The organism is Micromonospora sp. NPDC049900 (genome assembly GCF_044461025.1).
In the GTDB taxonomy this organism is placed as follows: domain Bacteria; phylum Actinomycetota; class Actinomycetes; order Mycobacteriales; family Micromonosporaceae; genus Micromonospora.
Genome location: NZ_JBITKM010000015.1, coordinates 24,989 through 38,702, shown reverse-complemented (window position 1 = coordinate 38,702; position 13,714 = coordinate 24,989). Strand labels below are relative to the sequence as shown.

At 70.5% G+C, this 13,714-nt stretch carries 10 protein-coding genes; 6 read left to right on the top strand and 4 right to left on the bottom strand.

Annotation, left to right across the window (positions count from 1 at the left end; all coding sequences use genetic code 11):
• Positions 1-1,198: 1,198 nt before the first annotated feature.
• Complete coding sequence (locus tag ACIBMZ_RS25285; protein ID WP_396697849.1) at positions 1,199-2,320, bottom strand: cellulose binding domain-containing protein; 1,122 nt, start codon at positions 2,318-2,320, stop codon at positions 1,199-1,201.
• A 360-nt stretch (positions 2,321-2,680) separates the two neighbouring features.
• On the opposite strand from ACIBMZ_RS25285, the gene ACIBMZ_RS25280 reads away from it, so the two are divergent.
• On the top strand, positions 2,681-3,787 hold the full coding sequence (locus ACIBMZ_RS25280; protein ID WP_396697847.1) for an FAD-dependent monooxygenase: 1,107 nt from the start codon (positions 2,681-2,683) through the stop codon (positions 3,785-3,787).
• Between the two features lie 117 nt (positions 3,788-3,904).
• Complete coding sequence (gene ctaD, locus ACIBMZ_RS25275; RefSeq protein WP_396697845.1) at positions 3,905-5,662, top strand: cytochrome c oxidase subunit I; 1,758 nt, start codon at positions 3,905-3,907, stop codon at positions 5,660-5,662.
• Between the two features lie 248 nt (positions 5,663-5,910).
• On the opposite strand, the gene ACIBMZ_RS25270 is transcribed toward ctaD, so the two are convergent.
• The 3 genes from ACIBMZ_RS25270 to ACIBMZ_RS25260 are packed head-to-tail and all read right to left on the bottom strand — an operon-like array spanning position 5,911 to position 10,510.
• On the bottom strand, positions 5,911-6,492 hold the full coding sequence (locus ACIBMZ_RS25270) for an isochorismatase family protein (protein ID WP_396697843.1): 582 nt from the start codon (positions 6,490-6,492) through the stop codon (positions 5,911-5,913).
• Positions 6,493-6,525: 33 nt separating this feature from the next.
• On the bottom strand, positions 6,526-7,812 hold the full coding sequence (locus ACIBMZ_RS25265; RefSeq protein WP_396697841.1) for a nicotinate phosphoribosyltransferase: 1,287 nt from the start codon (positions 7,810-7,812) through the stop codon (positions 6,526-6,528).
• Between the two features lie 16 nt (positions 7,813-7,828).
• Positions 7,829-10,510: a LuxR C-terminal-related transcriptional regulator gene (locus ACIBMZ_RS25260; protein ID WP_396697839.1), complete on the bottom strand. Its 2,682-nt coding sequence runs from the start codon at positions 10,508-10,510 to the stop codon at positions 7,829-7,831.
• 200 nt (positions 10,511-10,710) lie between these two features.
• Here ACIBMZ_RS25260 and ACIBMZ_RS25255 point away from each other — a divergent pair, with 200 nt between their 5' ends.
• The 4 genes from ACIBMZ_RS25255 (at position 10,711) to ACIBMZ_RS25240 (ending at position 13,701) form a co-directional block, all read left to right on the top strand.
• Positions 10,711-12,207 carry a hypothetical protein gene (locus ACIBMZ_RS25255; RefSeq protein WP_396697837.1) on the top strand — a complete coding sequence of 499 codons (1,497 nt, stop codon included), beginning with the start codon at positions 10,711-10,713 and terminating at the stop codon, positions 12,205-12,207.
• Positions 12,208-12,364: 157 nt separating this feature from the next.
• Complete coding sequence (gene clpS / locus ACIBMZ_RS25250; protein ID WP_396697835.1) at positions 12,365-12,655, top strand: ATP-dependent Clp protease adapter ClpS; 291 nt, start codon at positions 12,365-12,367, stop codon at positions 12,653-12,655.
• A gap of 2 nt (positions 12,656-12,657) precedes the next feature.
• Positions 12,658-13,158 carry a DUF2017 domain-containing protein gene (locus tag ACIBMZ_RS25245; RefSeq protein WP_396698037.1) on the top strand — a complete coding sequence of 167 codons (501 nt, stop codon included), beginning with the start codon at positions 12,658-12,660 and terminating at the stop codon, positions 13,156-13,158.
• Between the two features lie 54 nt (positions 13,159-13,212).
• A complete protein-coding gene (locus ACIBMZ_RS25240) occupies positions 13,213-13,701 on the top strand; it encodes a M67 family metallopeptidase (protein WP_309223777.1) in 489 nt (162 codons plus the stop codon).
• Positions 13,702-13,714 lie beyond the last annotated feature (13 nt).

The following is a 13,714-nucleotide window of genomic DNA, read 5'->3' as shown; positions in this document are numbered from 1 at the left end:
CCATATGCGGACACCATATTCAATGAGCGACAGGCAGAAATGCTTAGGACGGAGGTGGCAAGTCAATCTGTGCGCGACGTCCTGGGTGAGGAAACTGCGTCAGACATAGAGGCGCTTTGTCGGCAGGTCGAAAACGGCTCCAATTTCTATCTATGGTTCCTCGGGGATTAGGTCAGAATGGGGCTGATGCGACCTCTTCGGCGCCGCCTTCATCGAAAGGTGAATCGGATGACTCGGCCACCGTCGTGTGCGTTTCCGGTGGGTGGGTCGATGAAGTAATGGAAGCCCAGCTCGACGTGCGGCGCCCATAACTGGATAGGTGTCTCGCGACGGAGTGGTGCTATCGCGTTGGGTGATGGCGTCACTCCGTCGTGCGCTGAAGGTTGTAGTTGTGCGTCCCGGTTGATGTCAAGGCTGATGTCAGATATATAGTACAAATGTAGATGCATCGATGTCATCGCGGCGGGCCTCACGGGGAGTGGCTCGCCGAAGGCTGCGCCCGCACCTCGACCACGACGCCGCCCGCCACGCCCTCGACCAGATCGACACCAGCGCCGCCGACGCCGCATCGACACCGTCGTCCGCTTGACCACCACCGGCAGCCGCTGACCCCTCGGGTCCTCGGGCCGGGCTGGATCGGAAGCGCTGCTGCGCGCGCACGTATGCTCCGGTTGCTGTCATGGCTGCTGTCAAAATCGATGTTCATCGATGCATGGCGGTCAGTAGAGTTGATCATCTCCCAGCTCGGGGCCGCGATCCATACCGTGCTGCTGCCGCGATGGTCGTAGCCGCTCCACACGTACGATGTGATCGCCGACAGCACCCCGGTTCTGGTTCACAATTGCGGTGCTGTGGGCCGGCATCGGATTGACGGCGAAGCTCAATATCACATCATTGCCGGTAATCGAACAGGCGGCGGCCATAAATGGCCGGGGCGGCCAGGAAAGGCGCGCGTTCGGGTCGGTAACCGTGCGTAGTCAGCGACCGGGCCGGGTCGTCGTCGTTCGCTGGGGTTGCCGTCGCGGTTGCCGTCACCGAACCTTAGACCTCGATAGTCACCGATGGTTCTGCTTGCGTGTCGGGGCAGCCAGTTCTGCAGGCCCGACCGAGGTGGCAGAGTGACTCAGGTGGGCTGGATGTTAGGAAGGGTCCCCTCCTATGCACGAGGCGTTAGGAGGGGACCCTTCCTTGCATCAGGTTAGGAGCGGGAGCAGGTGGCGCCGTTGAGGGTGAAGTTGGTGGGGGAGGAGTACGACCCGCTCAGTGAGCCCTGGTAGCCGAAGCTGGCCGTGGCCCCGGGCGCGAGCGTGCCGTTCCAGTTGATGTTCCGGGCGGTCACCGAGGATCCGCTCTGGCTCACCGTGGCGTTCCAGGAACTGGTGATCTGCTGTCCGGCGGGCAGTGCGTACGCCAGCGTCCAGCCGTTGAGGGTGCTCGACCCGGTGTTGGTGATCTGCACGTCGGCGGTGAAGCCGTTGTTCCACGAGTTGGCGGTGTACTTGACCGCGCACGCGCCGCTGCCCGAGGGCGGCGGGGTGGTGGTGGGCGGCGGGTTGGTGCCACCGCCGTTGACCGCGGCCGAGAAGTTGGTGACGGCCAGGCCGGTGCCGCCCTGCCAGGGCTCGAAGCCGGCCTGGATGCTGGTCAGGTACCAGGAGTTGGTGATCGCGCCCCGGTTGCGGGTGTCGTTGATGAAGGCCAGCAGGTTGAGGTTCGCGCTGCTGATGGCCGACGGCGACAGGTACGAGATGACGTTGTTGGAGCCGTTGCTGCCGCGCCAGACCTCCCAGTTCCGGCCGTCGATGTTCGCGTTGCCGACGGGGGAGCCGATGGGCTGGATGGAGCCCTGCCGGTTGAGCCAGATCATGATCTCCATCTGGTTCACGCCGTCGCGCTTGGGCGACGGGTCGAGCCAGATGTCGTACGAGGCGTTGTAGGTGGCCCCGCTGACGTACCGGTAGTTGATGCTGCTGGTCGCGCTGCTGATCTGGCTGACCTGGATGGGCAGGTTGGTGCCGGGGGAGCAGTTGGTGTAGTGGCAGCCGACGAAGACCGACGGGTACGCGGTGGGGGCACCGTTGGTCGGGCTGCTGCCGTTCTGGGTGGTGATCTCGAATCCGCTGCTGGTCACGTTGATGCACTGCTGGGCGGTGGTGCCCCAGCGGTTGTTCTGCACCACGTACCGGTTCTGGATCACCGTGCTGCCGTACTGCTCGCAGATCAGGGTGTCGGCGGAGGCGGTGCCGCCGAGGGCCACGGCGACGGTGGAGCCGGCGGCGAGCAGGCCGACGGCCGTGATGGCCCGCAGGATACGTCTCATGATGCTCCTTGCGCTGCGGCGTCAGGGACGCCGGGACGGTTGCGAGTGGAGCGGTGGGGGTGCTCGCCGCCGGGGGTGGGTGGACTCCGGGAGCGCTCCCATGTGCTCATCGTCACATTTACATACATGAAACAACGGGCGCAACTGGCCGGGGTGATTGAGGTGAATTATGACGTGTGTCACGTACGCGCCGATCGGACACCCGTGGACCCTCCAGCCGGGCGGTGGGCAGCGCCGTCGGGAGATGCGCCTGCGCCGAGGGATGTCCGTCGTGGGCTAATTGCCTCTGGCGTGCACCGATTGCGCCGAGTAGTGTCTTGCCTCCAACGCGTGCCGACCCCTCCGGAGGCGTACAACCCCATGCGTAGCTCCCCCCTGCGCATTCTCGTCGTCGGCGCGGGCATCGCCGGTCTGGCCGTGGCCCGGGCGCTGCGCCTGGCGGGCTTCCGGCCCGACGTGACCGACAAGGCGCCGCCGGGCGAACTCGCCGACGCCGGTCTCTATCTGCCGGGCAACGCCGCCCGCGCGCTGCGCCGACTCGACCTCGACGACCCGGTACGCCCCTACGGGCAGCTCATCCACCGCCAGCGCTTCCTGGACGCGGGCGGTGTGCCGCTGTGCGAGGTCGACCTCGACACGCTCTGGGCCGGCGTCGGCGAGTGCCGGGCCATGCCCCGCGCCGACCTGCACCGGGTCCTGCTCAGCGGCGCCGGTGGCGCGGTCCGGCACGGCGCCGAGGTCCGCACCATCGACCTGCTGACCAACACCGTCGGCGTCACCTTCGTCGACGGCACCCAGACCGAGTACGACCTGGTCATCGGTGCCGACGGCCCGCGTTCCTCGATCCGGGCGCTGGCCGCGCTCGGCGGCCCGCCCCGTCCCGCCGGTCAGGTGGTCTACCGGAGCGTGGTGCGGGACGGGCCGACGGTGCGGGACTGGACCGCGCTGCTCGGTCAACGCAGCGGGATCCTGGTGGTGCCGATCGGGGCCGGTCGGCTGCACTGCTACGCCGACGAGGCCGGCACCGCCCCGCCGGCCGACCCGAGGGCCCGGCTGCGCGAGCTGTTCGGCGACTACGGCGGACCGGTGCCCGAGGTGCTCGACGCGCTCGGCACGGTGCATGCCAGCGTCACCGACGAGGTCGAACTCGGGCGTTGGCACCGGGGCCGGGTACTGCTGGTCGGTGACGCCGCGCACGCCACCGCGCCGACGCTGTCCCAGGGTGCCGCGATGGCCCTTGAGGACGCGGTGGTGCTCGCCGAGTCGCTGCGCGCCGCCGGGAGCGTCGAGGCGGCGCTGACCGCGTACGAGAGCCGCCGCCGGCCGCGTACCCGGTGGGTGCGGGACCGGACCCGGGACCGCAACCGGACCCGCGACGTGCCGCCGGCGCTCCGCGACCCGCTGCTGCGCGGACGCGGCGACCGCATCTTCGGCGAGCATTACCGGTTGCTCCTCGGCCCGCTGTGATCCACGCCCGGTGACCCCACGCGGCGCTCTCACCTGCCGGGGACTATCCTCCTTGCGGATGACGGCCCGCAGAGACACGCGTGCCGAGCGGGACAACCCAGGAACCGGAGGCCCCTCGTGACCACCGTCGCACCGAAGCCGGTCGTGACCCGGCCCTGGCCGGTCCGGGAGCCGGTCAAGGGGTCGGCCATCGCGCGGCTGTTGCGGTCCACGGACGCGAAGCAAATCGGGATCATGTACATGGTCACCGCGTTCGTGTTCTTCATGATCGGTGGTCTGATGGCCCTGATCATGCGGGCCGAGCTGGCCCGGCCCGGGCTCCAGTTCCTCTCGCCCGAGCAGTACAACCAACTGTTCACCATGCACGGCACGATCATGTTGCTGTTCTTCGCGACGCCGATCGTGTTCGCCTTCGGCAACTACATCGTGCCGATCCAGATCGGCGCGCCGGACGTCTCGTTCCCGCGGCTGAACAGCTTCGCGTACTGGCTGTACCTGTTCGGTGGCACCATGGCCACCGCCGGTTTCCTCACCCCGGGTGGCGCGGCCGACTTCGGCTGGACGGCCTACACCCCGCTGAGCACCACCGAGCACGCCCCCGGTGTCGGCGCCAACATGTGGGTGGTCGGTCTGGCCATCTCCGGTCTGGGCACCATCCTCGGCGCGGTCAACCTGATCACCACGATCCTGACCCTGCGCGCGCCCGGCATGACCATGTTCCGGATGCCGATCTTCACCTGGAACATGCTGGTCACCAGCCTCCTGGTGATCCTGGTCTTCCCGTTGTTGGCCGCCGCGCTCTTCGCGCTCGCCGCCGACCGCATCCTCGGTGCACACGTCTACAGCCCGGACACCGGCGGCCCGATGCTGTGGCAGCACCTGTTCTGGTTCTTCGGGCACCCCGAGGTCTACATCATCGCGCTGCCGTTCTTCGGCATCATCAGCGAGATCATCCCGGTCTTCTCCCGCAAGCCGATCTTCGGCTACAAGGGTCTGGTCGCCGCCACCATCGCCATCGCCGGCCTGTCGATGAGCGTGTGGGCGCACCACATGTTCGCCACCGGCCAGGTGCTGCTGCCGTTCTTCAGCTTCCTGAGCTACCTGATCGCCGTGCCGACCGGTATGAAGTTCTTCAACTGGATCGGCACCATGTGGCGCGGCCAGATCAGCTTCGAGACGCCGATGCTCTGGTCGGTCGGATTCCTGGTCACCTTCCTGTTCGGTGGTCTGACCGGGGTGCTGCTGGCCGCTCCGCCGCTCGACTTCCACATGCACGACTCGTACTTCGTGGTGGCGCACTTCCACTACGTGCTCTTCGGCACGATCGTGTTCGCGGTGTTCGCCGGCATCTACTTCTGGTTCCCGAAGATGTTCGGCCGGATGCTGGACGAGCGGCTCGGCAAGATTCACTTCTGGTTGACCATGATCGGTTTCCACACCACGTTCCTGGTGCAGCACTGGCTGGGCAACGAGGGCATGCCCCGGCGTTACGCCGACTACCAGGCCATCGACGGCTTCACCACGCTGAACATGATCTCCACGATCGGCGCGTTCATCACCGGTATCTCCACGCTGCCGTTCATCTACAACTGCTGGAAGGCGTACAAGGCCGGTCCGGTGGTCGAGGTCGACGACCCGTGGGGCCACGGCAACTCGCTGGAGTGGGCGACCACCTCCCCGCCGCCGCTGCGCAACTTCGACCGGATGCCGCGAATCCGCTCCGAGCGTCCCGCCTTCGACGCCAAGTTCCCCGAGCTGGCCGCCGGGCAGAGCCTGGCCGGCCCGCCCGAGGGCGGCTCCAAGCCGCTCACCAGCGAGTCCGACGGCGGTGCCAGCTACCAGGAGGACACCTCCAGCGACCTCGATCGCCGCTGACACCACCGCACACACCACGACGGGCGCCACCCCACACCCGGGGTCGGCGCCCGTCGCCCTTCCCGCCCGCCCTCTGGCCGCCGCCCCTGGCCGTCCCTCAGGCCACGCCGGCCACGTCGATCATGGAGATGTGGTCGCCGGTTGGCCCCGGATGCACCTTATGCCCCTGCCACAACTCCATGATCAACCGGAGCCGGGGCAGGGGCTAGGGGGGGCGGGGCGGTGGGGGGGGAGAGGGGGGTAGGGGGTCAGGCGTCGGGGATCACAGGGGCACCGTGCACGGTGATGCCGGCTCCGTCGAAGGCGCGCAGCGCGACGTCGGTGGTGTCCGGTGCGACGGCGGCGGTCAGGTCCAGCAGCACGGTGGTGGCGAAGCCCTCGCGGGCGGCGTCCAGGGCGGTCGCGCGGACGCAGTGGTCGGTGGCGATACCGACCACGTCGACCCGGTCCACCCCGCGTCGGCGCAGCCAGTCGGCCAGTCCCGCGCCGTCGGGGGCCTGCCCCTCGAAACCGGAGTACGCGGCGGCGTACTCGCCCTTGTGGAAGACGGCCTCGATCCGGTCGGTGGCCAACTCGGGGTGGAACTCGGACCCTGGCGTGCCGACGACGCAGTGCCGGGGCCAGGTGCTGACGTAGTCCGGTGCGTCGGCGAAGTGGTTGCCGGGGTCGACGTGGTAGTCCTTCGTCGCCACCATGTGGTCCCAGCGGTCCGGCTCGGTGGCCAGCAGCCGGGAGATCCCGGCGGCGACACCGGCTCCGCCCGCGACGGCCAGCGAACCGCCCTCGCAGAAGTCCTTCTGCACGTCGACGATGATCAGCGCGTTGCGCATCGACGCGCTCCTTTCACTCGGCGGGTACGAGGGTCATCCGGCCGGTACGACCGTGACCGGGACGGCAGGGTCGCCCGCGGAGAGCTTGAGACCCTCCCACGGGATGGAGATCAGGCACTGGCGCAGGTGTTCGCGTGACTCGTCGAGCGTCGGCAGCGTCACCGGCTCGCCGTCGGCCACGTACGACCGTTGCAGCAGCCGGTCGTTGGGGCGGCGGTCCGGCACGCCCTGCGGGACGACGATCTCCTCGGTGGCGGTGCCGGTGGGCTTGTGCCGGCGGACCGCGACCTTGCGCCCGCCGATGGTGGCCTTGTGCTCGGAGCGCTTGACGACCGGCCGCCCCTCGACCTCGACCAGCTTGTAGACCAGCCCGGCGGTGGGTGCGCCGGAGCCGGTGACCACGGCGGTGCCGGCGCCGTACATGTCCACCGGTTCGGCGGCCAGCGAGGCGATCGCGTACTCGTCGAGGTCGCCGGAGACGATGATCTTCGTCTCGGTGGCGCCGAGCGAGTCGAGCAGTTCCCGGGACTGCTGCGCGATCACGGCCAGGTCGCCGGAGTCGATCCGGACCGCCCGCAGCTCCGGCCCGGCCACCTCGATCGCGTTACGGATGCCCTGGCTGATGTCGTAGGTGTCGACCAGCAGCGTGGTCTCCTTGCCCAGCGTGGCGACCTGCGAGGCGAAGGCGGCCCGCTCGTCGTCGTGCAGCAGGGTGAACGCGTGCGCGGCGGTACCCGCGGTGGGGATGCCGTACCGCTGACCTGCGGCGAGGTTGGAGGTGAACCGGAACCCGGCCAGGTACGCGGCGCGGGCCGCGGCGACGGCGGCCTCCTCGTGCGCCCGCCGGGAGCCCATCTCGATCAGGGCCCGGCCCCGGGCGGCGGTCACCATCCGGGCCGCGGCGGCGGCCACCGCGCAGTCGTGGTTGAGCACCGACAGCACCAGCGTCTCCAGCACCACGCACTCGGCGAAGCCGCCGGAGACGGTGAGGATCGGCGAGCCGGGGAAGAACAGGTCGCCCTCGGGGTATCCGTCGATGTCGCCGGTGAACCGGTAGTCGGCGAGCCAGGCGGCGCCCTGCTCGTCGACCACGCCGGTGCGGCGCAGGAAGTCCAGGTCGGCCGGGTCGAAGCGGAACTCGCGGATCATCTCCACCAGCCGGGCGGTGCCGGCGACCACGCCGTACCGTCGGCCGATCGGCAGCCGCCGACTGAACGCCTCGAAGACGCAGCGGCGGTCCGCCGTACCGTCGCGCAGGGCGGCGCTGACCATGGTCAGCTCGTAGTGGTCCGTCAGCAGAGCGGGACTGAGGCTGTGCACCACCCCAGCCTAGGGTTCAGGCGGTCGTCGTGCCGTCGTGCCCCGGGATGGTCCGCAGCGCCGAGCGGAGTTCGGCCCGCCCGGTCACCCCGAGCTTGGTGTATATCCGCTGGAGGTGGTTCTCCACCGTCCGCGCGGAGAGAAAGAGCTGCTCAGCGATGGCGCGGCTGGTCTCGCCGTGTGCCGCCAGTCGGGCCACCTGCCACTCCCGGTCGCTGAGCGTCGGGGTGGCCGCGCGCAGTGCCGGGGTGTGCACCATGTCACAGCAGCCGAGCATCACCGCGAGCCGTTCGCCGGCGCTGGCGAGCTGCGGCGAACGACGTCGGCGCAGCAGGTGCACCGCCTCGGCGGCGGCCTCCGCGGCCGGCAGCGCCAGCCCCAGGTCCAGGAAGCCGTCGGCGGCGGCGAGCAGTTGGTCGGGTGAGCTCTCCGCCGCGGCGCGGGCGTGTCGGGCCAGCAGCGGAGGCAGGTCGCCGTCGACCTGCTCGGACAGCTCCGTCAGCCGCTGGGCGACCGTGCGGCGGCTGCCGTCGGAGCAGATCGGGCCGGTCGGCGCGGCGGCCTCGCCGAGGCGGACCAGGTCGTGCAACACCAGGGTCTCGTGTCCGGCGAAGCCGTCCACCCGCAGCCGGTCGACCAGCCCGTGCAGGTGGGCCGTCGCGCCGGCCAGGTCACCACCGGCCGCGAGCGTCGCCGCCCGGGCCTGCTCCAGCCACGGGTACAGCACCGCCATGCTCGGTGCGTGGATGCGGTCCGCCTCGGCCATCGCCTCGGCCGCCTGTCGGGCGTCGCCGCGCAACGCGGCGGCCTGCGCGCGTTCGGCCTGGGCGAGGCCGGCATAGACCCGGCTGGTCGCCAGCACCGCGCAGGCGCCGAGCGCGGCCTGCAACGCCGCGTCGCTGCGTCCGCGCAGCCGGGCCGCGTACGCGCGCAGGATCGACAGGTAGCCGCTGCCCAGCCGGAAGTCGCCCGCGTCGGCCAGGTCGGCGAACTCGTCGGCGACCAGCGCGTCGATGCCGGACAGGTCGCCGGAGAGCGCCAGCCGGGTGCCCCGGGCCAGCTCGACGGCGAGTTGCAGGTACGGCATGTCCGACCGCCAACTGGCCACCTTCGCCTGCACCAGGTCGACCGCGGTGGCGCTGCGGCACAGTTGCCCCTGTACCGCCTGGAGGTGGGCGATGGCGCACCGGGCCAGTTCCCGCGCGGCGATGCTGGCCGCCGGGCGGTCCAGCACGTTCTGGGCGAGCCGCAGCGCGGTCGGCGCGTCCAGCCGGTGCAGCCGCATGATCGACTCGAAGGCGCGTACCCGGGCCTGGGCGGCGTGGTCCTTGAGGTCGCCGCCGCGCTTGGCGATCTCCTCCACCGTCGAATGCTGACTGAGTCCCCAGTAGCTGACCATGCCGCGGACCGTGAGCCACCGACTGAGCCGTTCCTCGTCACCGGTGTCGGTGGCGACGGCGTCGAGCACGCCGAGCGCCTCGGCCGGGCGGTCGGCGAACATCAGGATGGTGGCCAGCAACTCGGCCGCGTCGAAGCCGCCGTCGGCGTCGAGCGCGGCCCGCGCCAGCCGGGTCGCCAGCGGTACGTCGTAGCGCGCGAACGCCTGACCGGCCGCGTCGACGAGCATCGCCGGATCCTGCGCGGTGCCGGAGTCCAGTCGCCACACGGCGACCCGCAGCAGGTCCTCACGGCGTCGCTTGCCGACCCCCTCCAACAGTTCGGCGAGGTGCGCCTGCAACCGGCGGGTCCGGCTGACCGGGCACTGCCGGCGTACCACCTCGCCGTAGAGCGGGTGGGCCAGGCGTACGTCGACCCGCCGGTCGGAGGGGGCCACCGTGATCAGGCCCCGCTCCTCGGCGGTCTCCACATCGGCCTGTTCCGCCGCTCGGTAGAGCAGTCGCAGGCCCAGCGGTTCGCCGAACGCGACCAGCTCGACGACCGTGCGCACGCCGGGCGTGAGCTGGGTGATCCGGATGTCGATCAGCTCGGTCAGGTTGGGGGCCAGCTCCAGCCGGCCGGTCCAGGTCCAGACGCCGTACTTCGTGGTGGACTCGCCGCTGTTGGTGACGGCGTGCACCAGTTCGCGCAGCAGCAGGGGGTTGCCGGAGCTGAGTCGGCCGAGCCGCTCCGACGAGGCGTGGTCGACCTGGCAGCCCAGGATCTCCCGGAGCAGTCGGGCGGTCTCGGCCGGTGGCAGCGGGCTCACCTCGGCGTGGTCCACCAGCCCGTCCGTCCACAGTGCCCGAATCGGCAGCGGGATCTGCTCGCCGTCGCGCAGGGTGCCCACCACGGAGGCGTTCTCGGACCGGGCGACCAGGTGCACGAGCGCGGCCGACGGCGGGTCGAGCAGGTGGGCGTCGTCGACGGCGAGCACGATCCGCCGGCCCGCGGCCTGCTGCTGCAACACGTCCACGGCCCAGCGCAGGATGCCGGCCGGGGAGAGCCCCTGTGGTTGTTCGACGGGTAGGACCTGCACCAGGCCGCCGAACTGCACCGCTTGGGTGGTGGCGCTGGCCGCGATCCACCAGACCGCGTACTCCTCGACGGGAAGCGCGTCGACACCTTCCCGGAGCAGACGGCTCTTGCCGATACCCGGGGTTCCAGCGAAGAATATGCCTCGCCGGCCCTGGGCGCCGGTCACCGCCGCGTGCAGACGGTCGAGTTCCGCCGTGCGGCCCACGAACTTCCACCGACTCATTCGCGCAGCATATCGATGGAACTGTGCCCCGGCCGGTAGCCCGAGCGGATGAAGTTGAGTAGTCGCGGAGTTACCCAAGAGTACTTTCGTTTGTCCCATTCCCGACGTCCGCGCCCGTACTCTTCCGAAATCCGGGTGCGTCCCCGGATGCTCACCGCGACCGGCTCCGCCGGCCGCCCAGCCTCGGAGGCCGCCGCCTGATGAAGCCGGGCCCTCTCCACGACCTCGGTACCCCCGACGATGCCACCGGACCGCCGGGTCGTCGCCCGTTCCCCGATCGGCTCGGCGTGACCGTCGATCCGCGTGAACCCCTCGGAGTGGTCGCCGTGGGACCGGCCGGTGCCGGCCGGGCGGACGTGCTGGCCGCCCTGCTGGACCTCGATGCCGCGATGTTCACCGTGCCGGCCGGGAGCTGGTTGGTGGTGCGGCACGCGACCGAGGCGAGCCGGTCCGCCTACGTGCCCGGCTACCGGGCGCCGTTCTCGTACCGGACGGACCTGCCGGAGGTCGGGCCGGCGCTGGCCCGGCCGCCCCGCCGGGTCGAGCTGAGCCTGACCGATCCGCTGCTCAAGCGGTACCGCCTCGTGAACACGCCGGACATCGCGTCGCTCGGGCGGGCCGGTGCCGGGGTGGTGCTCGACGCCGCCGGTCGGGCCGGCGCGCTGCTGTTCGTGATCGCGGCGGACCAGTCGTTCAGCGCCGCCGAGCTGCACCTGCTCGCCGAGGTGGTGGACAGCCCGGTACAGGTCTTCTTCGCGGTCACGCCGGGCGCGAGCGGTTGGGCGTCGGCGGAACCGGCCGAGGCGCCCGCCGGTGCGGCGGTCGATCCGATCACGGTCATCGTCGAGGCGCAGCGGGCCACGCTGCTCGCCGCCGTACCCGGCCTGGCGACGGCCCGTTGGTTCCCGATCGTCGAGGGCGACGCGCTGGATCTGCGGCGGGCACTCGTCGGGTGGGCCTCCGACGAGGAACTGGAACGTTCCAGCCTCGACCCGCCGGACGTGCCCGGCCTGCACGGCCGGGTGCCGGTACTGCCGGAGGCGGGCGAGTGGTCCGAACGACTCGACCGGCAGGTGCGGTCCGAAGGCCGGCGCATTCGTCAGCATCTGGCGCTGGAACTGGCCAAGCTGCACCTGCGGGTGGTCCAGGAGATCGTCTTCGGCACCGGCTGCGCCGGTCTGCCGCGGTTGCTCGACCGGGAGCTGGAGGCGTTGTCCCTGCTGGCCACCGTGCAGTGCGACCACGCGGTGCGGGAACTGGTCGAGGACGTCGCAGGCCGGCTCTTCGGCGCGCCGCTGCCGGAAGGTGTGCGTCGCCGGATCACCAAGGCGGTCCGCTGGGGGATGTCCGACCACGTCACCGGCCCGGAGTTGGAGCGGGTGCTGTTGGTCACCAGCACCGCCGGGGTGGCGTCGTTGACCGGCTCCGCCGCGATCGACGGGCTGGCGGCGTACCCCACCGTGCCGCGGACCGAGATCCTGCCGCCGGTCGCGGTGTCCCTGGCCGGTGGCTGCTGGCAACACTGGCGTACGCCCGCCAACGCCGACCAGAGCGCCGCGCGGGCCTGGTCGCAGCGGGCGCTGCGGGAGATCGAGCTGGAGTTGTCCCGGGAGATCGCCCGGCGGTTCGAGGCGGTCGGCCTCTCGCTCGGCATGGTGCTGTCCGATGCAGCCGAACACGGCATCCTGCTCGCCTGACCGGCACGCGGCGCACCCCGGCGGCCCCGCCACCGGGGTGCCCGGGTGCGCGCTCAGGACGACCGGCCGTGGTCATCGTGCGGCGGTCGGTGGCGATCCCGACCGGTCCGGCGTTCCGGTTCCTCGGTTCCGCCGATCCGGTGGCACGATGGGGGGCATGGCGGCTCCGCAGGTTGCACCGGCGCAGACCCCGGACACCGATGAGGTGCCGGCCTCCGATCGGCCGTGGGTGACGATCGTGTGGGACGACCCGGTCAACCTCATGACGTACGTGACCTGGGTCTTCCAGAAGCTCTTCGGGTACAGCCGGGAGAAGGCCGAGCAGTTGATGCTGGACGTGCACCACAAGGGCAAGGCGGTGGTCTCCAGCGGCGCCCGCGAGCGCATGGAGCACCACGCCTCACAACTGCACGCGTACGGGCTGTGGGCGACGGTGGAGCGCTCGTGAGCATGTTCCGCCGCCGGGGCGACCGGTACGTCGCCACGTTCGCCGTCGACGAGGTGCGCGTCCTGCGCAAGGTCGCCTCCGAGGTGGTCGGGCTGTTGACCGACGGGTTCGACCACTCCGACCCGGTGGTGTGCCGACTCTTCCCCGAGGTCTATCCCGACGACGGGGCGGGGACGGCGGAGTTCCGCCGCTACACCGAGGGTGACCTGAAGACGGCCAAGATCGACCAGGCCGGCGCGATCCTGGCCGCGCTGCCCGACGACGGTGACGGCGGCGAGGAGGTACGCCTGGACGCCGAGGCGGCCGAGGCGTGGCTGCGGGCACTGAACGACGCCCGGTTGGCGATGGGCGTGCGGCTGGAGATCAAGGACGGCACCGATCTGGGGGCAGAACTGGACGATGCGGTCGCCGAGGATCCGTCCTCCAGCCGGGTGTTCCAGCTTTCGGTCTACGCGTATCTCGGCTATCTCCAGGAGTCCCTGCTCAACGCCTTGATCGAGTGACTGTGACCGGCGCGACCTCGCGGTCTTGGGGCGCTGGGCGCTAGTCTTGGCGTCGTGCTGAGCATCGACCGGTCGATCGTCGACGCGATCGTCGCCCACGCCCGTCGGGACCACCCCGACGAGGCCTGCGGCGTGGTCGCCGGCCCGGTCGGCAGCGACACCCCGACCCGGCACATCCCCATGGAGAACGCCGCCCGCTCGATGACGTTCTACGAGTTCGACTCGATGGAGCACCTGCGGGTGTGGCGCGAGATGGACGACCGCGACGAGGAACCGATCGTGATCTACCACTCGCACACCGCCACCGAGGCGTATCCCTCGCGGACGGACATCTCCTTCGCCGGTGAGCCCGGCGCCCACTATCTGCTCGTCTCCACCCGTGAACCCGACACGGAGGAGATCCGCTCCTTCCGGATCGTGGACGGGGTGGTCACCGAGGAGCCGGTGCGGATCCTCGACGCCGGGGTGGATCCGCACGCCGTGCAGTCGTACATGTTCGGGCAGAGCCCGGCGACGGTCGACTACGAGTGTTCGGGCCGCTGATCCCCGTCAGCAC